25 protein-coding genes and 2 tRNA genes are annotated in these 26,274 nt (G+C 72.5%); 10 read left to right on the top strand and 17 right to left on the bottom strand.

The genetic code is table 11. The annotated features are described in order from the left end of the window. Positions 1-31 precede the first annotated feature (31 nt). Both ACFXI4_RS06675 and ACFXI4_RS06670 read left to right on the top strand, forming a co-directional pair. A complete protein-coding gene (locus ACFXI4_RS06675) occupies positions 32-532 on the top strand; it encodes a DUF3592 domain-containing protein (protein ID WP_384988673.1) in 501 nt (166 codons plus the stop codon). Positions 533-574: 42 nt separating this feature from the next. Beyond that, a complete protein-coding gene (locus ACFXI4_RS06670) occupies positions 575-2,245 on the top strand; it encodes a long-chain-fatty-acid--CoA ligase (protein WP_384988672.1) in 1,671 nt (556 codons plus the stop codon). Positions 2,246-2,300: 55 nt separating this feature from the next. On the opposite strand, the gene ACFXI4_RS06665 is transcribed toward ACFXI4_RS06670, so the two are convergent. The 6 genes from ACFXI4_RS06665 to ehuB all read right to left on the bottom strand — a co-directional run bounded on the left by ACFXI4_RS06665 (position 2,301) and on the right by ehuB (position 6,571). Further along, a tRNA-Lys gene (locus ACFXI4_RS06665) sits at positions 2,301-2,374 on the bottom strand. Positions 2,375-2,481: 107 nt separating this feature from the next. Next, positions 2,482-3,240, bottom strand: a complete 759-nt coding sequence (locus ACFXI4_RS06660) for an IclR family transcriptional regulator (RefSeq protein ID WP_384988671.1) — start codon at positions 3,238-3,240, stop codon at positions 2,482-2,484. Positions 3,241-3,509: 269 nt separating this feature from the next. Further along, entirely contained in the window at positions 3,510-4,292 is a 783-nt protein-coding gene (gene ehuA, locus ACFXI4_RS06655) for an ectoine/hydroxyectoine ABC transporter ATP-binding protein EhuA (RefSeq protein WP_384988670.1), read from the bottom strand. Further along, the gene (ehuD, locus tag ACFXI4_RS06650) at positions 4,282-4,932 is read right to left on the bottom strand and encodes an ectoine/hydroxyectoine ABC transporter permease subunit EhuD (protein WP_362716099.1); all 651 of its coding nucleotides are present in this window, start codon (positions 4,930-4,932) and stop codon (positions 4,282-4,284) included. The genes ehuA and ehuD overlap by 11 nt, the downstream gene beginning before the upstream one ends. After that, positions 4,929-5,645 (bottom strand): ectoine/hydroxyectoine ABC transporter permease subunit EhuC, encoded by a 717-nt coding sequence (gene ehuC / locus ACFXI4_RS06645; protein ID WP_384988669.1) that lies wholly within the window; start codon positions 5,643-5,645, stop codon positions 4,929-4,931. The genes ehuD and ehuC overlap by 4 nt, the downstream gene beginning before the upstream one ends. Continuing rightward, positions 5,642-6,571 (bottom strand): ectoine/hydroxyectoine ABC transporter substrate-binding protein EhuB, encoded by a 930-nt coding sequence (gene ehuB, locus ACFXI4_RS06640; protein WP_384988668.1) that lies wholly within the window; start codon positions 6,569-6,571, stop codon positions 5,642-5,644. The genes ehuC and ehuB overlap by 4 nt, the downstream gene beginning before the upstream one ends. Positions 6,572-6,618: 47 nt before the next feature. Here ehuB and ACFXI4_RS06635 point away from each other — a divergent pair, with 47 nt between their 5' ends. Next, positions 6,619-7,113 carry a DUF3830 family protein gene (locus ACFXI4_RS06635; protein ID WP_384988667.1) on the top strand — a complete coding sequence of 165 codons (495 nt, stop codon included), beginning with the start codon at positions 6,619-6,621 and terminating at the stop codon, positions 7,111-7,113. Positions 7,114-7,125: 12 nt separating this feature from the next. Here the strand turns inward: ACFXI4_RS06635 and ACFXI4_RS06630 are convergent, their stop codons facing one another. Together ACFXI4_RS06630 and ACFXI4_RS06625 are read right to left on the bottom strand one after the other, a co-directional pair. Beyond that, complete coding sequence (locus tag ACFXI4_RS06630) at positions 7,126-8,532, bottom strand: amidase (protein ID WP_384988666.1); 1,407 nt, start codon at positions 8,530-8,532, stop codon at positions 7,126-7,128. A gap of 23 nt (positions 8,533-8,555) precedes the next feature. Beyond that, a complete protein-coding gene (locus tag ACFXI4_RS06625) occupies positions 8,556-9,509 on the bottom strand; it encodes a D-2-hydroxyacid dehydrogenase (protein ID WP_384988665.1) in 954 nt (317 codons plus the stop codon). Positions 9,510-9,667: 158 nt separating this feature from the next. Between ACFXI4_RS06625 and ACFXI4_RS06620 the strand changes: the two genes are divergently transcribed. The 3 genes from ACFXI4_RS06620 to ACFXI4_RS06610 all read left to right on the top strand — a co-directional run bounded on the left by ACFXI4_RS06620 (position 9,668) and on the right by ACFXI4_RS06610 (position 12,380). Further along, positions 9,668-10,465 (top strand): aspartate/glutamate racemase family protein, encoded by a 798-nt coding sequence (locus ACFXI4_RS06620; protein WP_362718531.1) that lies wholly within the window; start codon positions 9,668-9,670, stop codon positions 10,463-10,465. Next, a complete protein-coding gene (locus ACFXI4_RS06615) occupies positions 10,462-11,193 on the top strand; it encodes an aspartate/glutamate racemase family protein (protein WP_384988664.1) in 732 nt (243 codons plus the stop codon). Before ACFXI4_RS06620 ends, ACFXI4_RS06615 begins: the two co-directional genes overlap by 4 nt. An 89-nt stretch (positions 11,194-11,282) precedes the next feature. After that, on the top strand, positions 11,283-12,380 hold the full coding sequence (locus ACFXI4_RS06610) for an LLM class flavin-dependent oxidoreductase (RefSeq protein WP_384988663.1): 1,098 nt from the start codon (positions 11,283-11,285) through the stop codon (positions 12,378-12,380). Here ACFXI4_RS06610 and ACFXI4_RS06605 read toward each other — a convergent pair. Further along, the gene (locus tag ACFXI4_RS06605; RefSeq protein WP_384988662.1) at positions 12,350-14,266 is read right to left on the bottom strand and encodes a putative bifunctional diguanylate cyclase/phosphodiesterase; all 1,917 of its coding nucleotides are present in this window, start codon (positions 14,264-14,266) and stop codon (positions 12,350-12,352) included. The two genes, ACFXI4_RS06610 and ACFXI4_RS06605, sit on opposite strands and share 31 nt — an antisense overlap. A 350-nt stretch (positions 14,267-14,616) precedes the next feature. Here ACFXI4_RS06605 and ACFXI4_RS06600 point away from each other — a divergent pair, with 350 nt between their 5' ends. After that, positions 14,617-15,831: a M6 family metalloprotease domain-containing protein gene (locus tag ACFXI4_RS06600; protein WP_384988822.1), complete on the top strand. Its 1,215-nt coding sequence runs from the start codon at positions 14,617-14,619 to the stop codon at positions 15,829-15,831. Positions 15,832-15,902: 71 nt separating this feature from the next. On the opposite strand, the gene ACFXI4_RS06595 is transcribed toward ACFXI4_RS06600, so the two are convergent. The 7 genes from ACFXI4_RS06595 to ACFXI4_RS06565 form a co-directional block, all read right to left on the bottom strand. Further along, a tRNA-Lys gene (locus ACFXI4_RS06595) sits at positions 15,903-15,976 on the bottom strand. Continuing rightward, on the bottom strand, positions 15,967-16,578 hold the full coding sequence (locus ACFXI4_RS06590) for a bifunctional DNA primase/polymerase (RefSeq protein ID WP_362718521.1): 612 nt from the start codon (positions 16,576-16,578) through the stop codon (positions 15,967-15,969). The genes ACFXI4_RS06595 and ACFXI4_RS06590 overlap by 10 nt, the downstream gene beginning before the upstream one ends. Before the next feature lie 118 nt (positions 16,579-16,696). Then, complete coding sequence (locus ACFXI4_RS06585) at positions 16,697-17,062, bottom strand: hypothetical protein (protein WP_362718518.1); 366 nt, start codon at positions 17,060-17,062, stop codon at positions 16,697-16,699. 274 nt (positions 17,063-17,336) lie between these two features. Continuing rightward, positions 17,337-18,677 carry an AAA family ATPase gene (locus tag ACFXI4_RS06580; RefSeq protein ID WP_362718516.1) on the bottom strand — a complete coding sequence of 447 codons (1,341 nt, stop codon included), beginning with the start codon at positions 18,675-18,677 and terminating at the stop codon, positions 17,337-17,339. Then, positions 18,674-20,263, bottom strand: a complete 1,590-nt coding sequence (locus tag ACFXI4_RS06575; RefSeq protein WP_384988661.1) for a hypothetical protein — start codon at positions 20,261-20,263, stop codon at positions 18,674-18,676. Before ACFXI4_RS06575 ends, ACFXI4_RS06580 begins: the two co-directional genes overlap by 4 nt. After that, a complete protein-coding gene (locus ACFXI4_RS06570) occupies positions 20,254-21,468 on the bottom strand; it encodes a hypothetical protein (RefSeq protein ID WP_384988660.1) in 1,215 nt (404 codons plus the stop codon). The genes ACFXI4_RS06575 and ACFXI4_RS06570 overlap by 10 nt, the downstream gene beginning before the upstream one ends. After that, positions 21,365-22,318 (bottom strand): phosphatase PAP2 family protein, encoded by a 954-nt coding sequence (locus tag ACFXI4_RS06565; RefSeq protein ID WP_384988659.1) that lies wholly within the window; start codon positions 22,316-22,318, stop codon positions 21,365-21,367. The genes ACFXI4_RS06570 and ACFXI4_RS06565 overlap by 104 nt, the downstream gene beginning before the upstream one ends. A 210-nt stretch (positions 22,319-22,528) precedes the next feature. Between ACFXI4_RS06565 and ACFXI4_RS06560 the strand changes: the two genes are divergently transcribed. Next, positions 22,529-23,125, top strand: a complete 597-nt coding sequence (locus ACFXI4_RS06560) for a histidine phosphatase family protein (protein WP_384988658.1) — start codon at positions 22,529-22,531, stop codon at positions 23,123-23,125. 130 nt (positions 23,126-23,255) lie between these two features. Here the strand turns inward: ACFXI4_RS06560 and ACFXI4_RS06555 are convergent, their stop codons facing one another. After that, a complete protein-coding gene (locus ACFXI4_RS06555) occupies positions 23,256-24,698 on the bottom strand; it encodes a hypothetical protein (RefSeq protein ID WP_384988657.1) in 1,443 nt (480 codons plus the stop codon). A gap of 255 nt (positions 24,699-24,953) precedes the next feature. Here ACFXI4_RS06555 and ACFXI4_RS06550 point away from each other — a divergent pair, with 255 nt between their 5' ends. Beyond that, a complete protein-coding gene (locus ACFXI4_RS06550) occupies positions 24,954-25,361 on the top strand; it encodes a hypothetical protein (protein ID WP_384988656.1) in 408 nt (135 codons plus the stop codon). A gap of 36 nt (positions 25,362-25,397) precedes the next feature. Further along, positions 25,398-26,270, top strand: a complete 873-nt coding sequence (locus ACFXI4_RS06545; RefSeq protein WP_384988655.1) for a spermidine synthase — start codon at positions 25,398-25,400, stop codon at positions 26,268-26,270. Positions 26,271-26,274 lie beyond the last annotated feature (4 nt).

Genomic DNA, 26,274 nt, shown 5'->3' with positions numbered 1-26,274 from the left:
TCGGACCGGTGTTCGCAACCGGGGGACTGCCATGGGCCTGCTGCAAGCGTTCTTCTACGTCATTCCCGGCATCTTCGTCCTGCTCGGGGTCTTCGGGATGGTCAAGACGCTGCAGCGGTCGCGCCGGATCAGCCGGACGTGGCGGCACGGCCGCACGGCCGAGGCGCGCTGTCTGCGGACGTACACGACGACCAGCGGCGGCGGGGAGACGCCGGTGAGCACCACCCTGCATCACGTGCTCGAATTCCGCACGGCCGAGGGGCGTCCCGTCCGCATCGACGAGGCGGGTGTGCGCTCGACCGTCGTCGAGGGCGACTTCGTGACGGTGTACTACCTGCCGGAGATGCCGGAGAGGGCGACGGCACACTCGCCCGCGCCGGGGAAGCTGGCCGTGGGCACCGGCTGCCTGGTGGTGTTCCTCCTGGTGTTCATCGGGATCGCGGTGGCCTTCATGATCGGGGTGCACATCGCCTTCTCGGCGGACCAGACGGCTCCGGACCCGGTGCCGGGGGGCGCGGACTGGACTCCGTGAACGTCTCGATATCTGACGGAGTGTCAATTATTCTGCGTCTCCATGGACTCCGGCAGGGGCACGATCGCTGAAGCAGTCGCCGCCCGGTGGGGTGACCACCGGCCCGGGCTGTGGTTCGAGGAGCAGATGCTGACGCATCACGAGGTGGCCGGCGGTGCCGCCGCCCGTGCGGCGCTGCTGCGGGACCTGCTGCCGGCCGGCACCGTGCCCCATGTGGGCGTGCTGCTGGACAACACCCCGGAGTTCCCGCTCTGGCTGGGGGCCGCCGCGCTCGCCGGGGCGGCCGTCGCCGGCGTCAACCCGACCCGGCGGGGCGCGGAGCTCGCGCGGGACATCCGGCACACCGAGTGCCCGGTGCTGGTGACCGAGCGGGCCCATCTCCCGCTGCTCGACGGGCTCGAACTGCCCGGTGTCCGTCTCCTCGTCACCGACGACCCGGCGTACGGCACGCTGCTCGCGCCCTACCTCGGCGCCTTCCCGGACGCCTCGCGGGCCACCCCCGGCGACCGGATCCTGCTCTACTTCACCTCCGGCTCCACCGGTGCCCCCAAGGCCGCCCTCTGCTCGCAGGGCAGGCTCGCGGCGGCCGGACGGTCGCTCGCCGGACAGTTCGGGGTCGGGCCCGACGACGTGCACTACGTCTGCATGCCGATGTTCCACGGCAACGCCGTGATCGCCGACTGGGCGCCCGCGCTGACCGCGGGCGCCGGGGTGGCCTTACGGCGGCGGTTCTCGGCGTCGGGATTCCTCTCCGACGTACGGCGCTACCGGGCGACCTACTTCACCTATGTCGGCCGTGCGGTGCAGTACATCCTCGCCACCGGGCCGCGCGACCACGACCGGGACAATCCGCTGCGGCTCGGTTTCGGCACGGAGGCCGGGGCGGTGGACGCGGCCGCCTTCGAGGAGCGGTTCGGGGTACGGCTGGTCGAGGGGTACGGGTCGTCCGAGGGCGGGGCCGCGATCCAGTGGTCGCCGGGGACACCCGCCGGGGCGGTGGGGCGGGCGGCCCCCGGTCTCGTCGTCCTCGACCAGGAGACGGGAGAGGAGTGTCCGGCCGCGGCCTTCGACTCCGGGGGCCGGCTGCTCAACGGGGAGCGGGCGATAGGGGAGCTGGTGAACCGGGCGCCGAACCCCTTCGAGGGGTACTGGCGCAACCCGGAGGCGGACGCCGAGCGGCGGCGGGCGGGCTGGTACTGGACCGGGGACCTGTTCTACCGGGACGGGGACGGCTATCTGTACTTCGCGGGGCGTACCGACGACCGGATCCGGGTGGACGGGGAGAACCTGGCTGCCGCGATGATCGAGAACATCGTGGCGCGGTACGAGGGCGCGGACGCCGTCGCCGTGTACGGGGTGCCGGACCCGGTGACCGGGGACCAGGTGATGGCGACCGTCGCCGGGCGGTTCGAGCCCCTGGACTTCGCCGAGTTCCTGCTGGCCCAGCCCGACCTGGGGACGAAGATGGCGCCCCGGTTCGTGCGGGTGGTGGAGCGGATGCCGGTGACGGCGACCAACAAGATCCAGCGGGCTGTGCTGCGGCGGGAGGGGGTGCGCTGCGCCGACCCCGTGTGGTGGCGGCCGCCGGGCGAGCGGACCTACCGCAGACTGACCGCCGAGGACGCCGAAGGGCCACTCGTCTCGCCGAGGGACCCGCCGGAGGAGGGGGTGGGTGGCGGAGCCCCCACCGCGCGCGGTGCAGCCGCGCAATGACAGAGAGGGCGACCCTCGTCCGCGTTTCCGCGGAGGAGGGTCGCCCTCGTCATCGTGCGCCGCCAGGGACTCGAACCCCGGACCCGCTGATTAAGAGTCAGCTGCTCTAACCAACTGAGCTAGCGGCGCATGACTCCCGCCGAACCGTTCGATCTGCGTCTCGCGGTTGGCGACGAGGAAAATACTACCTGCTCCGCGGGGGTGCTTCCGACCAGCCCCGGAGGGAAGCCGTCGGCTCAGATGGCGAGGGAGATCAGCAGCGGGGCGGCGCCGCGGTTGAGGGCCTCGGCGGCCTGCCGGAGCCGGTGCGCGTGCTCGAGCGGCAGGGACAGGGCCAGGCAGCCCACCGACGAACCGGCGGTGATCGGCACCGCCGCGCACACCGTGCCGATCGCGTACTCCTGGAGGTCCAGGACCGGCACGGTCGGCGGCTGGGCCGCCAGCCGGGAGAGCAGCAGCTTGTCGCTGGTGATGGTGCGCGAGGTGAGGCGGGCCATCTTGTGCCGGGACAGGTGGTCGCGGCGGCCGTTGTGGTCGAGCTGGGTGAGCAGGCTCTTGCCGATCGCGGTGGCGTGTGCGGAGGAGCGGAAGTCCACCCACTCGTTGACCGCGGGGGTGCCCGGCCCGGCCGCGTACGGGCCGATCCGCACCTCGCCGTCGACGTACCGGCTGAGGTAGACCGCCGCGCCGACCGAGTCGCGCAGCCGGTCCAGGGTCAGCTGGAGCCGCTCGCCGAGCGCGTGCTCCCGGTCGTGCGCGGAACCCAGCCGGCGCAGGGTCTCACCGGTGACGTAGGCGCCGTCGGTGACCTGCTCCACGTAGCCCTCGCGGCGCAGCATGCGCAGCAGCGCCGTCAGCCGCTCGGGGTCGAGGCCGGTGCGGCCGGCCAGCTCGGTGTCGGTGACGCCGTCGGCCTGCCCCGCCACCGTCTCCAGGACGCGCAGCGCGTCCTGGGCGGAGTGGTACGGGGCGGTCGGCTCGCGCTTCAGCGCCACGGTGAGTCCCCCTGCGCTCGCTCGGCGATGCTGCTCCGGCAGCACTGCTTGGGCCGTGGTCCGGACAGCGGATCCTCTCCACGATAACGGCCGGAAGCCCGAAACGGAGGGGGGGTTGACGAGATTGCGGCCCTCCCATCTGCGGCGAAGGTCTGCTGGCATATGTCAGTGGAATGCGCTGAGCGCCGGACCTCGGGTGATCGAGCGTTCGCTTCCTGTAATCACGGCACCGTGCCGGGAATCCTTTACGACGGTTCATGGTGCGACGCTTACAGCACCGCGCTGAGGAACTCCCGGGTCCGCTCCTGCTCGGGCTCGCTGAAGATCCGCTCCGGCGGACCCGCCTCGATGATCCGGCCCGCGTCGAACATCAGGACCTGGTCGGAGATGTCCCGGGCGAAGTTCATCTCATGGGTCACGCAGAGCATGGTGATGTCGGTGGTGCGGGCGATGTCCCTGAGCAGATCGAGGACGCCCGCGACCAGCTCCGGGTCGAGCGCCGAGGTCACCTCGTCGAGGAGCAGCACCTTCGGACGCATGGCCAGGGCCCGGGCGATCGCCACCCGCTGCTGCTGGCCGCCGGAGAGCCGGGTCGGCCGCTCGTCGGCCTTGTCGGCGAGGCCCACCAGGTCGAGCAGCTCCCGGGCGCGCTCCGCCGCCTCGTCCTTCGAGAGGCCGAGCACGGTCACCGGGGCCTCGGTGAGGTTGCGCAGCACGGTCATGTTCGGGAACAGGTTGAACTGCTGGAAGACCATCCCGATCTGCTTGCGGACCTCCCGCAGCTCCTTCTCCGACGCCGGGAAGAGCCGCTGCCCGTCGACGGTGATGGTGCCCGCGTCCGGCTTGGTGAGGGTCATCAGCATCCGCAGGATCGTGGTCTTGCCGGAGCCGGAGGGCCCGATCAGGGTGACGTGCCGGCCCGCCTGCACGGACAGGTCGAGCCCGTCGAGGACGGTGTTGTCCCCGAACCGCTTGGTCACCCCCTCGATGCGGATCAGCTCGGCGGACGTCGTATCGGTGGTACTCGGCTGCTTGCTGGTCTCAACGGACAAGGCGACGCTCCAGGGTGCGCAGGAGAAGTGAGGCGAGGTAGGAGATGACGATGAAGGCGACGCCGATCACCGTCACCGGCTCGGTGAACTGGAAGTGCTGCTGGGAGAAGAGCCGCGCCTGCCCGAGCATCTCCAGCACGGTGATCGACATCAGGATCGGCGTGTCCTTGAGCATCGAGATCACGTAGTTGCCGAGCGGCGGCACGACCCGGCGCAGCGCCTGCGGCAGGATCACCACCGTCCAGGTCCGCCGCGCCGGCAGGTTCAGCGCCGTCGCCGCCTCCCACTGGCCGGCCGGCACGGCCTCGATACCGGCCCGGTAGACCTGCATGGTGTACGTCGAGTAGTGGAGGCCGATCGCGAAGACGCCGGTGGTCAGCGCCGAGAACGTCACCCCCCACTCGGGCAGCACGTAGAACAGGAAGAACAGCTGCACCAGCAGGGGGGTGTTGCGGACGAACTCGGTCACCACGCCCACCGGCCAGCGCACCCACCTGGCCGGGGTGCGCATCAGCAGCGTCCACACCAGCCCCAGCGAGAACGAGATCAGCGAGCCGAGGACCAGCGCCTCCAGGGTGACCAGCAGGCCGTCCCAGAAGTGCGGCATGAACTCGCTGACGGCACTCCAGTCCCACTTCACGCGACACCACCGACCCCGGTCGTCTGCGCACGCCTGACCTCACGTGCGCTCTGTTCGCTGCCCGGGTCCTTGCCTATCCCGGCCTTCAGCCGCTTCTCCAGGCCGCGCATCAGCCGGGTGATGACGAACGCGATCACGAAGTAGATCAGCAGCAGGTACGTGTAGACGTGCGCGCTCTCCTGCAGTGCCAGGCGCACCAGGTTCCCGCTGAACGCCAGGTCGCCCATGCCGGTGACGGACACCAGCGCGGTGCCCTTGAGCAGTTCGACCAGCAGGTTGCAGAAGGAGGGGATCATCTCCGGCACCGCCTGCGGCAGCAGGATCAGCCGCAGCCGCTGCCAGGGCGTGAAGCTGAGCGCGATCCCGCCCTCCTGCTGCGCCGGGTCGACCGCCTTCAGCGCCCCGCGCACGATCTCCGAGCCGTACGCGCCGTAGGTCAGCCCGAGCGCGAGGGTGCCCGCCCACAGCGGCACCAGCTGCCAGCCGAAGGCGACCGGCAGCACGAAGAACACCCAGAAGATCATCACCAGCGCCGAGGTGCCACGGAACACCTCGGTGTACAGGCCGGCGAGGAACCGGACGATCCACAGGCGGTTCGTCCGCGCCACGCCCACCACGAAGGCCACCGCCGTCATCAACAGCGCGCTCAGCAGGAGGAGTTGAACGGTGGTCCAGACGCCCTTGAGCACCAGCTCCCAGAGTCCCGAGGTCATCCGTTCTTCCCTCCCCCGCACAGCTGCTTGGCCGTGAGGTCGGTCATCTCGGCCTCGGTGAAGCCGAACGGCCGCAGGATGCGGAACAGTTCGCCGCTCTTCTTGAGCTTGCGCAGTTCCCCGTTGAAGGCGTCCCGCAGCTTCGTCTCGGCCGACCGGAAGGCGAAGGCGCCGCCGTCCACGTGCGGTTTGCCGTCGACCAGCGGCGTGAAGGGCTTGGTCGACTCGGCCTTGGCGGACTTCTTGACCACCTCGCGGGTGGTGAGCGCGGTCCCGGCGAAGACGTCCACGCGCCTGGCCTCGACCGCGTTCAGCCCGGCGACCTGGTCCGGCACGATCAGGATGTCGCTCTCCTTGTACCCCGCCTCGACCGCGTACTGGATCTCCGCGTACCCGGTCCCGGTGGCGAACCTCGCCTTCTTGGCGACGACGTCCTTGTAGTCGTGCAGCCCCTTGGGGTTCCCCTTGCGCACGATGAACGAGTCGAGCATCTGGTAGTCGGGATCGGCGAAGATCACCTGCTCGCAGCGCTCCGGGTTGACGTACATCCCGGCGGCCACGACGTCGAACTGCTGCGAGTTCAGCCCCGGGATCAGCGAACCGAACTCGGTCGGCACCGGCTGCACCGTGCCGACCCCGAGCCGCTTGAAGATCACCTTTGCCAGTTCCGGTGCCTCACCGGTGAGATGCCCGTCCTTGTCGATGTACCCGAAGGGGATCTCACCGGCGATTCCGAGCCGTACGACACCCTGGGCGCGCAGCCGTTGCAGCAGGTCACCGCCGTCGGTGCCGGCCGCGGTGGCGACCCTGGTGCAGCCGGCCGCGGCGAGTGCGCCGATGGCGGCGGCACCCGCGAGCACCGTGCGCCTGGTTTGTCTGGATTCATACCCAGATGTGTCCGTCTCGTTCCCAAGTGGTGGAGCCATGGCGGCGCGGCTACCCGGGGCCAATCGAGTTATGCATCATGGAGGGCATGGCCGATCGATTCATCGAAGTCTCGCTGGTCACCCGCGAGGTCCGTGCCACTGCCCGGCTGCTGGACGACCGGGCCCCGGTGACCTGTGCCGCCGTCTGGGAGGCCCTGCCGCTCGCCGGCGACGTCTACCACGCGAAGTACGCCCGCAACGAGATCTACGCTCTTTTCCCGCCGTTCGCCGTGACGGAGCCGCCCCTGGAGAACCCGACCGTCACCCCCGTTCCCGGCGATCTCTGCTACTTCTCCTTCGCTGGCGCGGAGTTGGGCACGAAGGCCTACGGCTACGACCGCGAGGTGCGCCCCGGCAGCACGGTCGTCGACCTGGCCCTCTTCTACGAACGCAACAACCTGCTGATCAACGGCGATGTGGGCTGGGTGCCGGGGATCGTCTGGGGTGAGGTGGTGGCGGGCCTGCCGGAACTCGCCGAGGCCTGCAACGACCTGTGGCGGACGGGGGCGGCGGGGGAGACCCTGGCCTTCCGCAGGGCGTGACCGCGCGCCGCGTCAGACCGCGACGGCGTGGTCCGGCGGCACCGGCGCGACACCCGCCTCGTACAGCGCGTGGGCCGCCCGCAGGACCAGGTCGTCCCGGTGCCGGGCGGCCACCAGTTGCAGCCCCACCGGCAGCCCGTCGCCGTCCACCCCCACGGGTACGGTCGCGGCCGGCTGCTGGGTCAGGTTGAAGGGGTACGTGAACGGCGTCCACCCCGTCCAGCGCCGGAACCCGGAGTCCTTCGGCACCTCCGCCCCCGCCTCGAACGCCGTGATCGGCAGCGTCGGCGTCACCAGCAGGTCGTACCGTTCGTGGAAGAGACCCATCCGGCGGCCCAGGTCCATCCGGACGTCCACCGCCGCCAGGTACTCCAGCGCGCTCAGCCCGGCCCCCTGGCCGCAGATCTCCCGCAGCCCGGGATCGAGCGACTCACGCTGCGCGGGGGAGAGACGCTGGGTCACCCGGGCCGCCCCCGCGAACCACAGGGCGTGGAACGCCTCCACGGGGTCGCTGAAGTCCGGGTCGGTCTCCTCGACGTACGCACCCAGCCCGGCCAGCCCCGTCACCGCCCGGCGGACCGCCGACGCGACCCCCGGACGGACCGCCACCTGACCGCCCAGCGTCGGTGAGAACGCCACCCGCAGTCCGCGCACGCCCCCGTCGATCCCCGCCGTGAAGGAACCCGGGGCGGGGCCCGACGCCGACCAGTCCCGGGCGTCCGGCGCAGCGATCACGTCCAGCAGCAGGGCCGCGTCGGCCGCGTCCCGGGTCATCGGCCCCACGTGGGACAGCGTGCCGAAGGCGCTCGCGGGGTAGAGCGGCACGCGGCCGTACGTCGGTTTCAGGGCGAAGACTCCGCAGAAGGCCGCCGGGATGCGCACGCTGCCGCCGCCGTCCGTGCCCAGGGACAGGGGGCCGGCGCCCAGGGCGATCGCCGCCGCGCTGCCCCCGCTCGATCCGCCGGCGGTGCGCGAGGGGTCGTACGGGTTGCGGGTGACGCCGCAGAGCGGGGAGTCGGTCACACCCTTCCAGCCGAACTCGGGGGTGGTGGTCTTGCCGACGAACACCGCGCCGTGTTCGCGCAGCCGGGCCACCGAGGGTGCGTCCTCGTCCCAACTCCCCGCCGCCGCGACGGTCCTGGAACCGCGCAGGGTCGGATGGCCGCGCATCAGCAGGATGTCCTTGACCGTCACCGGGACGCCGTCGAGCAGGCCCTTCGGCTCGCCCCGCCGCCAGCGCCGCGCCGACTCCGCCGCCTGTGCCAGGGCGTCCTCCTCGGTGAGGCGGACGAAGGCGTTGACCTCCGGCTGGATCCGGGCCGCCCGCTCCAGGACCGCCCGGGTGGCCTCCTGCGGGCCGAAGTCGCCCGCGCGGTAGCCGTCGAGGAGCTGCCGGGCGGTGAGATCGGTGAGCTGCATGAGGGGCACCACCCTCCCGAGGGTCAGTGACCGGGCACGTAACCGCGCTTCTTGTCGACCACGTTCACCAGAGACCTGCCCGCCGCCCACCGCTCGTACAACTCCAGGAACTGAGTGCCCAGTTCGTCCCGCCAGCCGACGGTGTCCCCGCTCATGTGCGGCGAGACGATGAGGCCGGGCACGTCCCACAGCGGGCTGTCGGCGGGAAGCGGCTCGGTGGTGAAGACGTCCAGGGCCGCGGCGGCGATCCAGCGCCTGGTCAGCGCCGTCACGAGCGCGTCCTCGTCGACCAGTTGGCCGCGGCCGACGTTGATGAACGAGGCCGAGGGCTGCATCACGCCGAAGCGGTGCGCGTCGAACATGCCGAAGGTCTGCTCGGTCAGCGGCGCTGCGGCGATCACCCAGTCCGCGCGGGACATCAGCCGGTCCAGGTCGTCGGGGCCGTGGATGCCGGTGCGCGGGACACGCCCGACCAGCGCGGTGGTGATGTCGAGCGCCTTGAGGGTGCGGACGACGGCCCGGCCGATCGGGCCGGAGCCGACCACGCACGCGCGCGTGCCGGCGACCCGGCGGGCCTCGCGGTGCCGCCAGGTCCGCTCCCGCTGGAGGCCGAGGGATGCCGGCAGGTCCTTGGCGATCGCGAGGACCAGCGCGGCCACGTACTCGGCGATGGGCCGGTCGAAGACCCCGCGCGCGTTGGTCACGACCGTCTCGGACGCGGCCAGTTCGGGGCACATCAGATGGTCGACGCCGGCGCTGGCGGTGTGCACCCAGCGCGGCCGCGGCCCCTCGCCCGGCCAGGCCTCACGGACGGCGTGCGAGGTGAAGTCCCAGACGAGCAGGGCATCGGCCGTGGGCAGCCGGCCCGCCAGGCCCGCCGCGTCCGTGTGCACGATCCGGGCACGGCCGGTGAGCCGGCCGAGCCGTGGGGGCGGGTCGGCGTCGAGGACCAGCAGAGTGGGGACGGGCGGCGTCATTCGGGGCGGTCTCCCGGCGTCCGGCAGCGTCTGACATGGGCGGATCGAGCGTCTGAGATGCACGGATTGACCACGCTCGCACCCGAACCTACCTTCGTCAACACGGGCGTGACCATCGACCGTTGCCCCTCTACTTCCCGTGAGGCCGGTGACTTCCCATGGACGTCTCCTTTCTGGGCGGACCCCGTCCCCAGCGCGGTGTCGGAGTCGTGGCGCCTTTCGACTTCGCCCTGGACCGCGAGCTGTGGCGCTGGGTGCCCGACGACGTGTCCCTGCACCTGACCAGGACGCCGTTCGTGCCGGTCGAGGTCAGCCTCGACCTGGCCCGGCTGGTCAGCGAGCACGAGACGCTCGGGGAGGCGGTGCGCGCGCTGACCGCCGTCGCGCCCGAGGTGATCGCCTACGCCTGCACCTCCGGCAGCTTCGTCGGCGGGATCGCCGGGGAGCGCGCGATGTGCGAGGCGATGACCCGGTCCGGCGCGGTGCCCGCGCTCACCACCTCGGGGGCGCTGCTCGACGCGCTCACCGAGCTGGGCGTACGGCGGCTCGCGCTGGTCACGCCGTACACCGTCTCGGTGACGCGGGTACTGGAGGAGTACGTCGCCGAGGCGGGCGTCCAGGTCGCCGGCTGCGCGTTCATGGGGCTGACCCGGCACATCTGGCAGGTGCCGTACCGGGACGTGGTCGCCATGGCCCGGCAGGCGGTACGGCCCGGGGCCGCCGACGCCCTGTTCATCTCCTGCACCAACCTGCCCACCTACGACGTCATCCCCCAGCTGGAGGCGGAGCTGCGCGTGCCCGTTCTGTCGGCCAACCAGGTCACGATGTGGGCGGCGCTGCGCAGGCTGGGTACCCGAGCCGTTGGGCCCTATCAGACGCTGGTCCGTCATCCGGACGGTTCGGCGCCCCGGGAGTGGCCCGTACTGCCGGAAGAACAGCAGGAAGGGTGGACATGACAGCGCTCGGAATCCTCTATCCGGGACACTCCGCGGAGGACGACTACCCGCGCATCGAGCAGCTCCTCGGCAGCGACATCCGGCTGGACGTCGTCCACACCGACATCGGCGAGGACGCGCACCGGGTGGACGCGCTGCGTGAGATGGGATCGGCGCAGCGGCTGGCGGCCGGGGTGGACGAACTGCGGCTCGCGGGCGCGGACGCGGTGGTGTGGGCGTGCACCAGCGGCAGCTTCGTGTACGGCTGGGAGGGCGCCCACCAGCAGATCCGTGACCTCGCCCGGTCGGCCGGGATGCCCGCGTCGTCCACGTCCTTCGCGTTCGTGCACGCGGCGCGCGAGCTCGGGGTACGGCGGGTGGCGGTCGGCGCGACCTACCCGGAGGACGTGGCCCTGCTCTTCGCGGACTTCCTGCGGGCCGGAGGCCTGGAGGTCACCGGGGTCCGCTCGTCGGGGATCGTCACGGCGGCGGAGGTCGGCACGTGGGGGGAGGAGGAGGTGCTCACGCTGGCGCGGACCGCGGACGACTCCGGCGCGGAGGCGGTACTCCTCCCGGACACCGCCCTGCACACGGCGGCGCATCTTCCCCTCCTGGAGAAGGCGCTGTCCAAGCCGGTGCTCACGGCGAACCAGGTGACCGTGTGGGAGGGGCTGCGGCTGGCCGACCGCCGGGTGAACGAACCGGCGCTCGGGGCCCTCTTCACCCGTCAGCCGATCGTCCAGGCCTGACGGGAGTGCGTCGCTGCGGGGAATAAACGGAGCCATCCTCCTGTTACCGCCCTCCAGACAGCTCAAGGTCGTCAACAGGAGGCTCCACCGTGTCGGCAGACGAGATCCGGGGCACCGCCCACGGGACCGCCCCCGTCCCCCTCTCCGTACTGGATCTGGTGACCGTCGGCACCGGCAGTACCGCCACCGACGCCCTGCGCACCGGCGTGCAGCTCTCGCGGCTCGCCGAGGCGCGTGGTTTCCACCGGTACTGGGTCGCCGAGCACCACTCCATGCCGGGCGTGGCCTCCTCCTCGCCCGCGGTCATCCTCGCGCACCTGGCCGCGCACACGGAGCGCATCCGGCTGGGTTCGGGCGGTGTCATGCTGCCCAACCACGCGCCGCTCGTCATCGCCGAGCAGTTCGGCACGCTGGAGGCGATGGCCCCGGGGCGGGTCGACCTGGGTCTCGGCCGGGCGCCGGGCACGGACGGCGCCACCGCGGCCGCCCTGCGCCGGACCCAGACCCTCAACGAGGGCGCCGACGACTTCCCGCAGCAGCTCGCCGAACTCACCCGGTTCCTGGACGACGACTTCCCCGAAGGCCACCCCTACCGCCGTATCCACGCGATCCCGGGCCCCGTCCAGAGCACCAGCCCCGGCGGTGTGCAGTCCCCGCACCGGCCGGTGGTCTGGCTGCTCGGCTCCTCCGGCTTCAGCGCCCGGCTCGCCGGCATGCTCGGGCTCCCGTTCGCCTTCGCCCACCACTTCTCCGCGCAGAACACCATCCCGGCCCTGGACCTCTACCGCGAGTCCTTCAGCCCGTCCGCCGTCCTGGACGAGCCCTACGCCCTCATCGGTGTCTCCGCGCTCGCCGTGGACGAGGAGCGCGAGGCCCGGCGCCAGGTGCGGGCCGGCGCGGTGAACATGCTGCGGCTGCGCACCGGGCGGCCCGGTCTGTTCCCGGACCCGGACGACGTGGAGAAGCACGAGTTCTCCCCGATGGAGGAGGAGTTCGTGCACTCCTGGACCGCCAACATCGTGCACGGCACCGCCGACGAGGTGCGCGCCGGTCTCGACGACCTGCAGAAGCGCACCGGCGCAGACGAGCTGATGCTCACCACGCACGCCCACCGCGGCGACCTGCGGCTGCGCTCCTACGAGCTGATCGCCGACGCCTACGGTTTGCCGACCGGGGTCTCCGCGTAGGTCCGGGTGCCCAGCAGCTCGGAGATACGATCCGGCGTCACCGGCCGGGAGTACAGCCACCCCTGTCCGGTGTCGCAGCCGATGTGCCGCAGCCGCGAGGCCTGCGCCGAGGTCTCGACGCACTCCGCGGTGACGGTCAGGCCGAGCCGGTGGGCCAGCTGGATCATCGCCTCCACCACGACCTCGTCGGCGGGGTTCGGGCGGTCGCCCGGGTCGTCGTACTGGAAGCCCCGGACGAAGGATCCGTCCAGCTTGAGGACCGACACCGGGAGCCGGCTGAGGTAGGCGAGGTTGGAGTAGCCGGTGCCGAAGTCGTCGATGGCGATGCGGACGCCCATGTCGCTGAGGGACTGAAGGGCCTGCAGCGGCCGGCCGGCCGAGCCCATCACCGCCGACTCCGTCAGCTCCAGCTGGAGCAGATGCGGCGCCAGACCGGTCTCGGCGAGGGTCTCCGCCACGTCCGCGACCAGGTCGGAATCCCAGACCTGGCGCACGGCCACGTTCACGCTCACGAAGATCGGCGGCTCGCCCGGGTGGTCCAGCTGCCACCGGCGGGCCTGCCGGCAGGCGGTGGTCAGGGCCCAGCGGCCGAGCGGGACGATCGAGCCGTCCTCCTCCGCCAGTCCGATGAACCGATTCGGCGTCAGCGTGCCGAACTCCGGATGATTCCACCGGACGAGGGCTTCGACTCCGCTCAGCCGCCCGTCCTCCATGCCCACCAGCGGCTGGTACTCGAGCACGAACTCGCCGCGTTCGATGGCCGGGCGGAGGGTGGAGGAGAGCGCCTGCCGGGTGACCAGGTGGGCGTTGCGCTCCGGGTCGAAGAGCGTCCAGCGGGACTTGCCGTCGGCCTTCGCCCAGTAGAGGGTCGTGTCGGCGGCCTGCATCAGGCCGGTGGCCGTCGTGCCCGCCGCGTGACGCTCCACCACCCCGATCGAGGCGGACAGCGAGAGCCGCTGGCCGGCCAGGTCGAACGGTGCCTGGAGAGCCGCCAGCGCCGATTCGGCCAGATCGGCCAGCTGCTCCGTGCCCGTCGAGTCCTCGACCAGCAGGGCGAACTCGTCGCCGCCCAGCCGGGCCACCAGCGGGACCCCGGCCCGCGCGAAGCCGGCGTCGTCGGCGATCCGGGTCAGCCGTTCGGCGACGGCGGCCAGCAGGCGGTCGCCGACCCGGTGGCCGAGGGTGTCGTTGACCGCCTTGAAACCGTCAAGGTCCAGGTAGCACAGGCCGATTCGGCCGGTACCGCTCTGTTCGTAGGACTCCGCCTCCAGCGCGGCCGAGAGGCGCTCGAAGAACAACGTCCGGTTGGGCAGCCGGGTCACCGGGTCGTGCATCTGCAAGTGCCTGAGCCGGGCCTGGAGTTCGCGGCGGGCGCTGATGTCGGAGACCGACATCAGCACCCCCGGGGTGTCCTTCGCCAGCGGTGAGACGGTGACCTGGACCCAGAGCGAGTACCCGTCGGGATGCTTGATCCGGCGGGCACAGCGCAGCTTGGCCTGCCGGCCGCGCAGTACCTCGCGATAGGCGTGCCAGGTACGGGCGTCGGAGGCCAGGTCCACCAGATCCGCGGCGATGCGCCCGGTCAGGCCGGCCGGGTCGGCGCCGATCAGGGTGCCGAACGCCGAGTTGGCGGTGCTGACCAGGCCCTCGCGGTCGACGACGGCCATCGGCAGCGCGGCGGCCGTGAAGACGTGCTCGTACGTCTTCGGATCCGGTGTCCCGTCCGCCGTCTCCGTCGTCCTGGTCGACGTGGCTGTCCCTGTTGTCCCGCCTGCTTTCGGGCCGGTCGTCTCGCTGTACGACTTCCGACAAACGTTGTCACTCTCTGTGACGGCGGACCGGTCGAGGTCTGCCGCGGGCGTCGGCCCTTCGGACGTTCCGCTCACCGCTCGCTCCCGCAGTGCACTCGATCTCTGTCCGTGCAGGAAAGTGTGCCGATCATAGAGGCTGGCCCGAGGGCCTTCCAGCCACTGTCCAGTGTCCACGATGAAGCACCGGTTCTGACAGATCGTTTCTGCCCGCACCTGGACGGGTTCTTGAGTCGTCTGGTCACTTGTGACGTTCCGTGAGTTTTTCGGGGTGTCGGCCGTTCGGGTTTCTCACCCTTCTGGTGCAGATAAACGGGTCATATGGTGACAAAATCACACAGGCTGGGTGGCGGTGTCCCGCGAACCGCCCCGGAGGTCCATCCGTGCCGCGTCTCCTGCTGCGCAGCACCGCCGCCGTGTTCACCACGATGTCGGCGCTCGTCGCAACGACCGTCCTGACCGGACCGTCGGTCGCCGAGCCGTTCTCCACGGCCCCGTGCGCCCTGCACCGCACCGGCGCACACCACTCCGAGGGTGTCGACACCTGGAACGCGGCCTACACCCGCCCCACCCGCCCGCTCTCGGCCGTGATGATCTTCCTCTCCTTCCCGGACGCGCCCCCGCACACCACCCCCGCGGAGCTGGCCGCCGATCACTTCCCGGCCACCAGCCGCTACTTCGAGCAGGCCTCCTACGGGAAGTTCACCATCCGGCCGCACCCGCTGACGCACTGGCTGCGGATGCCCAGGACCTCGGTCGCCTACGGCATGAAGCGCGACTGGAGCCTGCTGCTGCGGGCCTCCTACCTGCGGGACGCGTTCGCGGTGGCCGACCCCGAGGTGGACTTCTCGCGCTACGACGTCGTGTACTTCGTGGCCGACCCGGACGCGCCCGGGGTCGACTCCGACGCCACGAAGGTGGTCAACATGGACGTCCCGGTGCACGCCGACGGCACGGACGTCCGCCGGGTCGTCACCGTCTTCGAGAAGCATCCGCCGGACCGGCTGGTTCTCGCCCATGAGACCGGGCATGTCTTCGACCTCCCCGACCTCTACCGCCGCCCGGTGGACGGCAAGGGCGACTGGGACACCTACGTCGGCGACTGGGATCTGATGGGCAGCCAGTTCGGGCTCTCCCCGGACTTCCTCGCCTGGCACAAGTGGAAGCTCGGATGGCTGGATCCGCGCCAGGTGGTGTGCGTACGGGGGGCCGGTCCGGCCCGGCTGACCCTGGAGCCGCTGTCCGCCGGGCCGGGGGCGCCGGGGCAGGGCGCCGCGGGAGCGCCGGCCTTCGGGCTCGGCGACGGCACCAAGCTGGCGGTGGTGCGCACCGGACCCGACACCGTGCTCGCCTTCGAGGCGCGGGGCACGTCCGGCAACGACAGTGCGGCCTGCCGGGAGGGTGTCCTCGTCTACCGGGTCCGCGACGAGACGGCCTCCGGCGGCGGCCCGATCGAGGTGATCGACGCCCACCCGCGCACCGAGGCGTGCTGGGAGAACTCCGTCTACCCGCCGCTCGCCGACGCTCCCGTCGCCCTCGGTGAGAGCTTCACGGTCCCGGGGGACGGGGTGCGGGTCGACGTGGAGGGGCGGACGCCGTCCGGCGCGTGGAACGTGAAGATCACTCCGGGGGAGCCCGCCTGATCCACGGCTGACGGGGTCGAAAACACGGAAGGCCAAGCTCACAGGAGCTTGGCCTTCCGGTCTACTTCGCGTGCGCCGCCAGGGACTCGAACCCCGGACCCGCTGATTAAGAGTCAGCTGCTCTAACCAACTGAGCTAGCGGCGCCTGCTGACGTCGTAGACCTTAGCATCCTGATCGGCGGGAGGAAAAATCGATATCCGTACGGCCGAGCGGGCCGCCCGTACCGCGGCCCAGAGCAGGATTTCCGGTCCCGGGAGCCAGGGGTGCCGGGTGTCCGGGGCGACCAGCCAGCGCGTGCCGGACGGGGCGGGGGACCGGTCGTCGCCGTACAGCGCCGGGACGGTCACCGCGTCTCCGGTGCCGTGGCACAGCAGCGGCGGTACGGCCTGGCCGCGGCCGCCCCACTCCTCCCAGTCCAGCAGCGACGGCAGCCGGGCGGCGGTGCCGGGGGCGGCGAACAGGAGCATCCGGCCCCGGAGCACCGCGACCGGACCGGAGCCCGGCCCCTCCTCCCACAGCCGGTCCAGCATGCGGCGGCCGAACACCGCCGGGGTGTTCACCACGTCGAACACGGCGCCGCAGGGCAGTACGACCGGGGCGTCCGGCCGCTCTCCCCAGAAGGCGAGCGTGCTCCGCGGATACGTTCCTGCCGAGGCGAGCCAGGCGGCTCCGTCGGAGGTGACCCCGGCGGTGTCGGAGCGGTCGCCGGGGCCGTGCAGGGGCGTCTCGTGCGGTGTGCGGCTCATAGGGAATTGATACCTACGGTGAGTCGGTGCTCGCGGTGAGTTGCGGAAAACCGGGACGGGGCGGAGCGGAAGAGGTATCTTGCCCGCCTGGCACCCGTCTGGCATATGCCGAGAGCCGCTAGACGGGCTCCGCCGGCTCCGCGTCCTCGCTGCCCTTCAGCAGGTCCCGGCCGAACTCGACCATCTTCTTCGCGTAGTCCTCGGTCCACTCGGCCCGCGCGGCGATGTCGGCCGGGGTCAGCCGGTCGAAGCGGCGCGGATCGGCGAGCTGGGCGGCGGCCATGGCCTGGAACTCCACCGCCCGGTCGGTGGCCACGCGGAACGCCTGGGTCAGCTCGGTCGCGCGCGCCAGCAGCGCCCCGGGGTCGTCCATCGACTCCAGGCCGAAGAAGTGCTCCGGGTCGGCGACCGCTGCGACCGGCTCGAAGAGCAGGTGCGCGGGGCGTAGCCGCGGTTCGTTCCGACGCGGCGTGGGCTCCGCCATGTCTGGTCCTCCTCGTACGGTTCGGTGCCTACGGCTCGATGGCCACCGTCCATTCTCTCGCGCCCACGCAAGGCCACCCCAAGGCCGCCGTCTGACTCTCCGCTCACAGACGCTTCTGCCGGCGCCGCCACAGCCACCCGGCGGGTAGGTGGGCCATGACCGCGTGGTTGGCCTCCCAGCCGTCCGGGCTGTTTCTGTTCGCCGCCTGCGGCGGTGTGCCGGACTCCGTCCGGCGGGTGGGGTGGGTCGTGGTGGTGGTCTGTTCGGAGGGGTGTCAGGGGTGCCAGGGGATTCGGTGTTCGGTGAGGTGGGCCATGACCGCGTGGTTGGCCTCCCAGCCGTCCGGGAACTTCACGAGCGTGCCGAGCTGGACCGGTTCCGTCGACGGGTAGTCGTCCAGCAGGTCGGTCACGCCGGCGCGGCAGATCACGATGCAGGCCTGGCGGTGCCGGGAGGCCAGGACGCACAGGCGGCCGGTCTCCAGGTGGAAGGCGGTGGCGTCGGGGCGGCCGGAGAGCGGGTGCAGGACGACCGTCACGTCGTACTCGCGGCCCTGGAGGCGATTCGCGGTGTCGACGGTGATGTCCGTCACGCCCAGTTCCGCCAGGGCCGCGCGGACCGCCGCCGCCTGGTCCCGGTGGGCCGTGCCGACGGCGATCCGGTCGGCGGTGAGGGGGGACGGATCGGGCGAGCGTTCGGACAGGGCCGCTCCGCCCCGGTCGAGGAGTCGTCGTACCACCAGCGCCACCGCCCGGACCGCCTCCGGGTCGGTGCGCGGGGTGTGCCGGGCGGGCAGCTCCAGCAGGCCCCAGCCGGACTCCGCCGCCTCGTCGATCACCCGGTCGGGCCCGGAACCGTCGGAGGGGACGGCGAAGGACAGCCGCCGGTCGCCGTGGCCGGTGCCGCTGCGGAACGGGGTGTACGGGTAGAACGCGCCGGAGACCAGCGGGGCGGCGGAGGCGGGCAGACGCCAGGAGACCGGGAGGCGGTGCTGCGGGAGGTCCGGGTTGTGGGCGAGAAGGGTGGAGACCGCCGACGCCGAGGGGTCGTACGACAGGCCCGCCCACTGCTCGCTGCCCACCGTCGCGAACGGGTCCAGCTGGCCGGGGTCGCCCACGAACAGCGCCCGTTCGAAGAGTCCGGCCACGGCCAGCAGCGAGTCCGAGCGCATCTGGTACGCCTCGTCGACGATCGCGTGCCGCCAGGGCTCGTCCACCGTGACATGCGCCCACTTCGCGGCGGTGGACAGCACCACCGGCGCCTCCCGCAGGTCGGCCGCCTTCGCCGACTTGCGCACGTTCGGCAGGTCGTCCAGCGCCTTGTCGTACGGGTCGGCGTCACTGCTGTGCAGCCGGCCGACGGGCAGCTCCGGGTTCTGCTCGGCGAGCCTGAGGACCAGGTCGTCCACTTGTGCGTTGGTCTGCGCGACCACCATCAGCGGGCGGCCCGCGGCGGCCAGTTCCAGGGCGGCGCGGACCACCAGCGTGGACTTGCCGGCGCCCGGCGGGGAGTCCACGACCACACCCCGGTCGGTGCCGTGCAGGGTGTCGTGGAGGATCGCGTCGGTGGCACGGCCGGCGGCCGCACCCGGGTCGAATCCGACGTCGGCGGTCACAGCACGTCCTCCTCGGTCACCGTGTCGGCCCGTTCCGCCGCGGCCTCGCCGGGCGGCCCGCCGTGGGTCCACGGGGTCGCCTCCGGGTCGGGCAGCTTCGCCCCGCCGCGCTGCTCGTGTTCGAACAGGGTCCAGGTGAGCCGGTCGCCCTTCTCCGGGACCGACCCCGCCTCCGGTTCCCTGCCCCGGCCCATCTTGTCCAGGACCCGGAGCACCAGGACCCCCTCGGCCTCGTACCCGGCGAACTCCATCGACTGCGGTTTGCCGCCCAGTGAGCGGTACGCCTTCGCACGCTCCCCGAGATGCGGCCGGTCCTCCGTGCGCACGGTCACCAGCGGGCGCGGGCTGGGCCGCTTGCCCTCGCTGTACGCCATGACGACGTCGAGGACCTCGCCCGCGAACGCCTCCCCGGCCAGCCGGCGCCCCGCCATCACCAGCGGGTCGTCCAGCGCCTCCTGGGCGTCCAGCCGGGCCTGTTCGCGCTCGCGGGTGGCCAGCTTGTTGGCGGCGGTGACCGCGTCGTCCCGGCGCGGCTGCGGCGGCTCACCGGCCAGCACCCGGTCCCGGTGGCCGGTGAACGACCAGCGGTCGCGGGTCCACCGCTCCTCGACCCGGGCGCCCTCCGGCAGCCGGTGCAGCAGGTCCAGGCCGCGCCAGACCGCGTCCCAGGTGGGCCGGGTCCGGCTCGCGACGAGGTCGCGGATCTCCCGCTCGGCGGCGGTGAGGATCGCCAGCCGGTCGTCGGCCTGGAGGCCGTCCTCGGCGCCTGCCAGGGCGGTACGGGCGCGGTCGTACCGCTCGAAGGCGGGGGCCAGCAGCTTGTTGTCGAACGCCGGGTCGGTGGCCGGGCCGGCCGGCGGGCACAGCAGCTGACCGTCACCGTCCCGGGCCAGCTCGGCCACGCGCGCCGCCTCCGCGCCGGTGCCGCCGTCCGGCGGGCTGATCCAGGCGAGCAGCGCGCCCAGGTGCTGGTCCTCGACGCCCGACTGCCCGGTCGCCCAGTGCGCCGAGAGCAGGTCGGTCATGGCCAGGAGGAGGGAGGATCCGGGGACGCGGGCGCGCTCGCCGAAGTGGGTGAGCCAGCGGCCGAGCAACGGCACCCGGGGCGGGGCCGGGTAGGGCGTCTCCGGGTCCTGCTCCGCCGTACGCCTGAAGCGCATCGACCGCCCCAGCAGCCGTACGTACTCGACGGCCGCACGGCCCGGGACGATCAACTGGGGTGCGTCCGCGCACAGTTCCACCTCGACCTTGACCCGCTTGCCGGTCTCCGGGTCGGTCTCGGTGCGCTCGGCGGCCTCGACCGGGCCGGCGAAGGACTCCAGGTACGGCAGGACGACGTCGGCGAGCTCCGCGAGGAACGCGAACCGCAGGTCACGGTCGCGCGGCTGCGGTACGACCAGCAGCCGCGGGGCGTCGCGGTCGGTGCCGACCAGGGCGCCGAGGGGCGCTCCGGCCTCACCCGAGGTGGTCAGCGGCACGAAGACCAGCGGGTGCCGGGACAGGTGCCGGTGGCGGACGGTGGCGGCGGGCTGGGCGGTGCCCGTGCTCACGGCTTCGAGACGGGCGAGGGTGGTGATCAGGGACACACGGCCTCCTGTGCGCTCAGCGCCTCGGCCCGCAGGGCCGCCGCGCGGCGCAGGGCCGCCACCGCCGGGTCGTCCGGGTCGCCGCTGTCGCCGCGCGCCGCGGACAGGACGTCCTCGACGGTGGTCAGCCCGCCCAGCTCGGCCCGGACCGCGCGGCCCAGTGTGGTGACCTCGTCGGCCGCGCGGGAGCGCTGCCGGCAGTGGAAGGCCAGCTCACAGGCGGACAGGCACTCGGGTGCGTAGGCCGCCGGGACCGCCTCGACGGCCGCGGTCAGCTGCTCGGCGGGCAGGCCGGGGGCGAAGCAGGTGCCCTCCGGGAGGGTGTCGGCGATGTCCTGGATGCGGGTGAGCCGGGCCAGCTGGCGGGCGGTGACGGCGCGCTGCTTGCGGACGTCGACGGCGGCGGCGGTGGGCAGGTTGGAGAAGTCCCTGGGGCAGACCAGCAGGACGTCGTGGCGTACCCGCGGGGCGGGGTCGAGCCGGGCGGCGACCTCCTCGAGGGCCAGCACGTACACCGCGGCCTGCCGGGCGGCCGCCCCGACCTTGGCCGGGTCCGCCGAACCGTCCAGCATCGGGAAGGACTTGATCTCGACGACCGTCCAGCTGCCGTCGGGGTGCACGACCACCGCGTCGGGCTCCAGGAACGCCGGGGAACCGGCCACCTGGAGGGCCAGCATCGGATGGTCGAGAAGAACCCAGCCGCCCGCGTCGCCGTTCTTCTCGCTGTCCGTGTCGCCCGGCACGGCGGCTTCGCGCAGCGCCAGCGCCGTACGGGCCGTACGCCCCTCGGGACCGATCGCGGACAGGTCGGGCACCGCGGCCCGGTCGGCCGGCTCGGCGCCTGGGTCGAGGTGCTTGCGCACCAGCCGCAGCAACTCCGCCCCGCCGTCCGCCTTCACCTTCGCCTCGAAGGCGTTGCCCCGGGTCAGCGCGAACTGGGACTGGCCGAAGGCCGACGGTGCACCGAGCGCGCTCGCCAGCGCGGTCTTGTCCACCCCGGCGCCGTCCAGGATCGCCCGCCGCCTGCACCCGGGGTTCGCGGCGAGCGCCGCGAGGGCGCGCGCGTCGAGGGCCTTGGCGGGGACGTCGGGGCCGCGCAGCTCAGCGAGCTGGTGCCGGAGCGCCGTCCCCCGCGTCGGTGGGGGAGGCGTCCGGTTCGGCTCCGGGGGCGAGCCGGGACTCGCGCTGCGATGGGATTCGCTCACCCGCCGAAGTCTGGCATCCACCACTGACAACCGGGGAGACCGCGCCGCCGGAGCGGGCCGCGACCAGTGAGGTGCCCCCGGTCACGCGGACCAGGACGAGGTTCGCGGCTCGCGTCACGTACGGCGAGAGCAGGTAGCCGACGCCCATCACGAACACGCCGGCGACCGCGTCCAGGAGGTAGTGGTTGGCGGTGCCCATGACCACCAGCGCGGTCAGCAGCGGGTAGGCCACGCCGAGCACCTTCGTCAGGCGGCTGCCGCCGTGACGCCACAGCATGACCCCGCACCACAGCGCCCAGCCGCAGTGCAGGCTCGGCATCGCCGCGTACTGGTTGGTCATGCCGCCCATACCGCGCGGGGCGCTGGCGTCACCGCCCCACCAGCCGTACGAGCTGTACTGCGCCATGGTGTCGACGAAGCCGTACCTCGCCTCCAGCAGCCGGGGCGGGCAGGTGGGCAGCAGGGTGAAGCCGATCAGCCCGATGAACGTGGACGTCATCAGCCAGGTGCGGGCCCGCCGGTAGATCTCGGCGCGCCTGCGGAACAGGAAGACCAGGATCACCGGGGTGACCACGTAGTGCAGGGAGGCGTACCAGAAGTCGGCGGGTATGCCGAGCCAGGCCTCCCGCGTGAAGAGGCGGTTGAGCGGGTGCTCGGCGTTGAGGTGCAGGGCCTTCTCGATACGCAGGATCGTCAGGCCGTGGTCGACGGCGGTCGAGGTGTCGCCCCGCGCGAGCAGGCGGCCGGCCGTGTAGCAGCCGTACACCAGCAGGATCAGCGGCAACTCGGTCCACCAGCGCAGTCGGGTCGGCGCAGTCACCTCGGTGCCCGGTTTCTCGGTCTGCGGCATCCGACTGCCTCCCCCTTCTGGTCGCTGTCCGCGCGGCACCCGGCGGCCGACCGTGACACTTTACGTTGCGCGCATTCCCGGCCATGCAGGGCGCTCAGCCCTCAAAGACGCGGGGACCGCCCGCCGGGTTGCCCGTTCCCTGCGCGTTCCCGGCGTGGGTGATGATGGAGGTGTCCCGCTTCCGAATTTCTCCCGAAAGGTTCGTCCTCCATGGCACCGCGCATCCTGCTGGCCCGGCACGGACAGACGGAGTGGTCGCTGTCCGGCAAGCACACCGGCAGGACCGACGTACCGCTCCTGGAGGAGGGCCGGCGAGGGGCCAAGCTGCTGGGCGAGCGGCTGCACCGGCCGCCGTACGACGGACTCGCGGACGCCGAGGTACGCACCAGCCCGCTGGCACGCGCGCGTGAGACGTGCGAACTCGCCGGGTTCGGCGAGCGGGCCGAGCGGTGGGACGCGCTGATGGAGTGGGACTACGGCGCCTACGAGGGCCTGACCCCGGCGGAGATCCAGGCGGCCCGGCCGGGTTGGCTGATCTGGCGCGACGGGGTTCCCGGGGGTGAGACGGTCGCGGAGGTCACCGCGCGGGCGGACGAGGTGGTGGCGTGGGCGCGCGCCGCCGACCGGGACGTACTGGTGTTCGCCCACGGGCATGTGCTGCGGTCGGTCGGGGCGCGGTGGCTGGGCCTTCCGCTGGACTTCGCGGCGCGGATCCGGCTGAACCCGACCTCACTGTCGGTGCTCGGGTGGGCCTACGGGGAGCCCGCGATCGAGACCTGGAACGACCTGGGGCACCTGGCGGCCTGACCAGGACGCCCGGGGCCGCAGCACCCTTGCGGGGCGCGGGGCCGCGTCGGTGTGCGGCTCCGCGCCGTGAGCGCGACCAACCCCCACCGGTCCGCGGTCGACCGCCGGCCCTGGCCGCCCCGTCCCGCTGCTACCCCACCCTCGGAGTCGACGCGTGCCGGTCCAGGAACGCCTGGACCCCGCCGGCCCGCCGGTGCGGCAGCAGCACCCGTGCGGTACCCGCGAGCATCCCCTGGATACGGGACGACTGGACCTGGCCCAGCAGGTCCAGGACCCGCAGTCCCGCCATCGCCGCCTCGTCGGGGCGCCCCCCGCGGGCGAGGTCGTCCGCGAGTTCCGCCGTGTACAGCGCGATGTTCCTGGTGAAGTGAGGATCCTGCAGCTCGGCGGCCCTGCGCGCATGGCGTGAGGCCCGCCGCCAGTCGCCCAGCGTGGACCAGCACTGCGCCTCCAGACCCTCCAGCTCGGCCTCTCCGTAGAAGCTCATCCACTCGGGATCGGCGTCCGAGTGGCCCCGCTCGAAGAGGGTCTGCGCGCGGGCCAGGGCCTGCTCGCAGCCGGTGCGGTCGGCGAGCCCGGCCCAGCCGCCCGCCTCGCGCAGCGCGAGCAGCGACATCAGGCGGGCCGAGCCGAGCGGCCGGCCGACCCGCTGCGCGGCCTGCGCCGCGCGCACCGCCTCCCGCGGGCGCCCCGCGTCCCGCGCGAGGAAGGCCGTGTTGCAGAAGGCGTGCGCCTCCAGTCCCGGGTCCCCGGTCATCCGCGCCGTCGCCAGCGCCTCCGCGTAGTGCGAGCGGGCGTCGTCGAAGCGGCCGGAGTCGTGGGCCAGCCAGCCCACCGAGATGGCCAGTTCACCGGCGCCCGAGTGCAGGCGGTCGGCGGTCGTCTGCCGGGTCGCGCCGGCGTCCAGCAGCGCGTACGCCGCGCGCAGCGGAGCCGCCGCGCGCCGGTACAGGCCGTCCGCGCCGTGCCGGTCGTCGAGCAGCCGGATCCGGCGGACCGCCTCTTCCAGGGCGGCCGCGTGCGAGGACCCGGCGCGGTGTACCGGCCGGTTCGCCGCCACGGCGTCGATGGTGGACCCCAGGGGACCCAGCGTGGCGGCGGCCACGGTGGCGCCTCCGCCGGTCATGAATAGGCGACGCAGCACGTCGCTCTCCTCGTAGTTGTCGTGCGTCTCGTACGTGTCCTGCGGTTGAAACCTGTCCTGCGGGTCGTACGGCCCGGCCGGCTCGCGCGTCTCACCGGCGGCGGGGGCGAGGGGCGCGTCCTCGGACGGCCGTGACGCGCGTCCGCGGACGGCCGAGCGGGGCGCGAAACCGAGGTCGGTGAGCGTGCGGCCGGGGAACATGTGCAGGAACACCCGTTCGTACGCATAGTTCGGGCAGCGGATCTCACCCGCCTCGACCCGGCCGATGTAGCGCGCGTCACAGCTCACCCGCTCGCCGATCTCGCGGGCGGCACGCCGGACCAGCGCGGCGAACTCGGCCGGCGAGTGCCGGCCGCGCAGCCGCCGGAAGGCGTGGTTCGGCCGTACCGGCCGATCGGGCTGCGACGAGGTCGTGGTTGACGACGCCATGGCCGGGTCCTCTCGTGCGAACCGTCGAACCATGCCGGACTCATGCTGAGTTGTCCGAGTGGACCCAAGTTTCCGGCGGGCAAGAACGTACCTGCTGTGTTGGGTCCGTGACGCAGGGTTTAGCTACAAAACGGATATCTCATGCACGATCTGCCATGAACTGCCATCCTTTGCGGCTGACTTACGCCGTAGCCGTTGACGCGGTGGCGCGTTGGAGGTCATGGACGGCAAGAGGGCTGCGCGGTGGAGGCCGGGATGGAGACCAGCCAGAGCAACGATCCTTGGGCGACGGCGCCGCCGGCTTCGGCGGCGGACGGCACGGGGTGCGACCTCGTGACGGTGCCGGCCCGGCAGGGCCTGGAGGCGGTCGACATTTTGCGCCGCGGGGCCGGGGACGCGGTGGGGCCGGTGCTGCACGACGACGGGGGCGACACCCTCGGCTTCGTGGTGCCGGCCGGTACGGCGGCGGCCTGGGACGTACCCGGAAGCACCTGCACCGGGACCGACGGGCGTGGACTGCGGCTCAACCCCGAGCCGCCGGTCGCGGGCTCCGACTGGCTGCTGCCGCCCGGCGAGGCCGACCTGGCGACGGACCCGGCGGTACTGCGCCGGGCACTCGGGGAGGCGGCCCGGCTGATCGAGGCGGCGGACGGCTGCTGCTGAATTTCCGGTACGGCCGCGGCCTGCGAAAATGGCGGAATGGGCAAGTCCAGGAACTCACGGCGCCGGTCGGCTGCCGCCACCGAGCCCGTTGTCGAGACCGTCGACGGCGGCCTCGCCGAGCTCATACCCGACCCCGAGCGGGGCCGGGCCTGGACCCTGCTCATCGACGGCGCCCCCCAGTCGCACGTCGACCTCGACGACCCGGCGTACCTCTCCTTCGAGTACCAGCGCCGCCTCGGCCATGTGATCGACCTGGTCGCACCGCCGGGCAGGCCGGTGCAGGTGCTGCACCTCGGGGGCGGGGCGTTCACGCTGGCGCGGTATGTGGCGGCGACCCGGCCCCGGTCCACGCAGCAGATCGTCGAGCGGGACGCGGCCCTCGTCCAACTGGTGCGGCGCGAACTGCCGTTGGATCCGAGCGCGCGGATAAGGGTGCGGTCCGCGGATGCCCGGGACGGGCTGGGCAAGGTGCCGGAGGGATGGGCGGACCTGGTCATAGCGGATGTGTTCAGCGGGGCGCGGACACCGGCGCACCTGACGTCCACGGAGTTCCTGGACGAGGTGCGGAGGGCGCTGCGCCCCGGTGGAACGTACGCGGCGAACCTGGCGGACGGACCGCCGCTCGCGCACCTGAAGGGGCAGATCGCCACGGCGGGCGCGCGGTTCGCGGAGATCGCGGTGGTGGCGGACGCGGGGGTGTGGCGGGGGAAGCGGTTCGGCAACGCGGTGCTCGTGGCGGCCGACGTACCGCTGCCGGTCGGGGAGCTGACCCGGCGCTGTGCTTCCGACTCCCACCCCGGACGTCTCGAACACGGCCGGGCCCTGCGGGACTTCACGGGCGGAGCCGTCGCCGTGAGCGACGCCGTGGCCGTGGCCTCGCCCTCGCCGCCGCCCTCGGTGTTCCGGTGAAGCC

Origin of the sequence: Streptomyces sp. NPDC059224 (assembly GCF_042754285.1) — a bacterium.
In the GTDB taxonomy this organism is placed as follows: Bacteria; Actinomycetota; Actinomycetes; order Streptomycetales; family Streptomycetaceae; genus Streptomyces.
This window is presented reverse-complemented; position numbering and strand designations above follow the sequence as displayed.

Excerpts from the sequence above, each read along its gene's own strand:
- ACFXI4_RS06560 (WP_384988658.1), top strand. The coding sequence starts at position 22,529 with ATGGCACCGCGCATCCTGCTGGCCCGGCACGGACAGACGGAGTGGTCG.
- ACFXI4_RS06615 (WP_384988664.1), top strand. The coding sequence starts at position 10,462 with ATGACAGCGCTCGGAATCCTCTATCCGGGACACTCCGCGGAGGACGAC.
- ACFXI4_RS06545 (WP_384988655.1), top strand. The coding sequence starts at position 25,398 with ATGGGCAAGTCCAGGAACTCACGGCGCCGGTCGGCTGCCGCCACCGAG.
- ACFXI4_RS06565 (WP_384988659.1), bottom strand. The coding sequence starts at position 22,318 with ATGCCGCAGACCGAGAAACCGGGCACCGAGGTGACTGCGCCGACCCGA.
- ehuC (WP_384988669.1), bottom strand. The coding sequence starts at position 5,645 with ATGACCTCGGGACTCTGGGAGCTGGTGCTCAAGGGCGTCTGGACCACC.
- ACFXI4_RS06550 (WP_384988656.1), top strand. The coding sequence starts at position 24,954 with ATGGAGACCAGCCAGAGCAACGATCCTTGGGCGACGGCGCCGCCGGCT.
- ACFXI4_RS06670 (WP_384988672.1), top strand. The coding sequence starts at position 575 with ATGGACTCCGGCAGGGGCACGATCGCTGAAGCAGTCGCCGCCCGGTGG.
- ACFXI4_RS06585 (WP_362718518.1), bottom strand. The coding sequence starts at position 17,062 with ATGGCGGAGCCCACGCCGCGTCGGAACGAACCGCGGCTACGCCCCGCG.
- ACFXI4_RS06675 (WP_384988673.1), top strand. The coding sequence starts at position 32 with ATGGGCCTGCTGCAAGCGTTCTTCTACGTCATTCCCGGCATCTTCGTC.
- ACFXI4_RS06630 (WP_384988666.1), bottom strand. The coding sequence starts at position 8,532 with ATGCAGCTCACCGATCTCACCGCCCGGCAGCTCCTCGACGGCTACCGC.
- ACFXI4_RS06625 (WP_384988665.1), bottom strand. The coding sequence starts at position 9,509 with ATGACGCCGCCCGTCCCCACTCTGCTGGTCCTCGACGCCGACCCGCCC.
- ehuB (WP_384988668.1), bottom strand. The coding sequence starts at position 6,571 with ATGGCTCCACCACTTGGGAACGAGACGGACACATCTGGGTATGAATCC.
- ACFXI4_RS06590 (WP_362718521.1), bottom strand. The coding sequence starts at position 16,578 with ATGAGCCGCACACCGCACGAGACGCCCCTGCACGGCCCCGGCGACCGC.
- ACFXI4_RS06620 (WP_362718531.1), top strand. The coding sequence starts at position 9,668 with ATGGACGTCTCCTTTCTGGGCGGACCCCGTCCCCAGCGCGGTGTCGGA.
- ACFXI4_RS06555 (WP_384988657.1), bottom strand. The coding sequence starts at position 24,698 with ATGGCGTCGTCAACCACGACCTCGTCGCAGCCCGATCGGCCGGTACGG.
- ACFXI4_RS06600 (WP_384988822.1), top strand. The coding sequence starts at position 14,617 with ATGTCGGCGCTCGTCGCAACGACCGTCCTGACCGGACCGTCGGTCGCC.
- ACFXI4_RS06635 (WP_384988667.1), top strand. The coding sequence starts at position 6,619 with ATGGCCGATCGATTCATCGAAGTCTCGCTGGTCACCCGCGAGGTCCGT.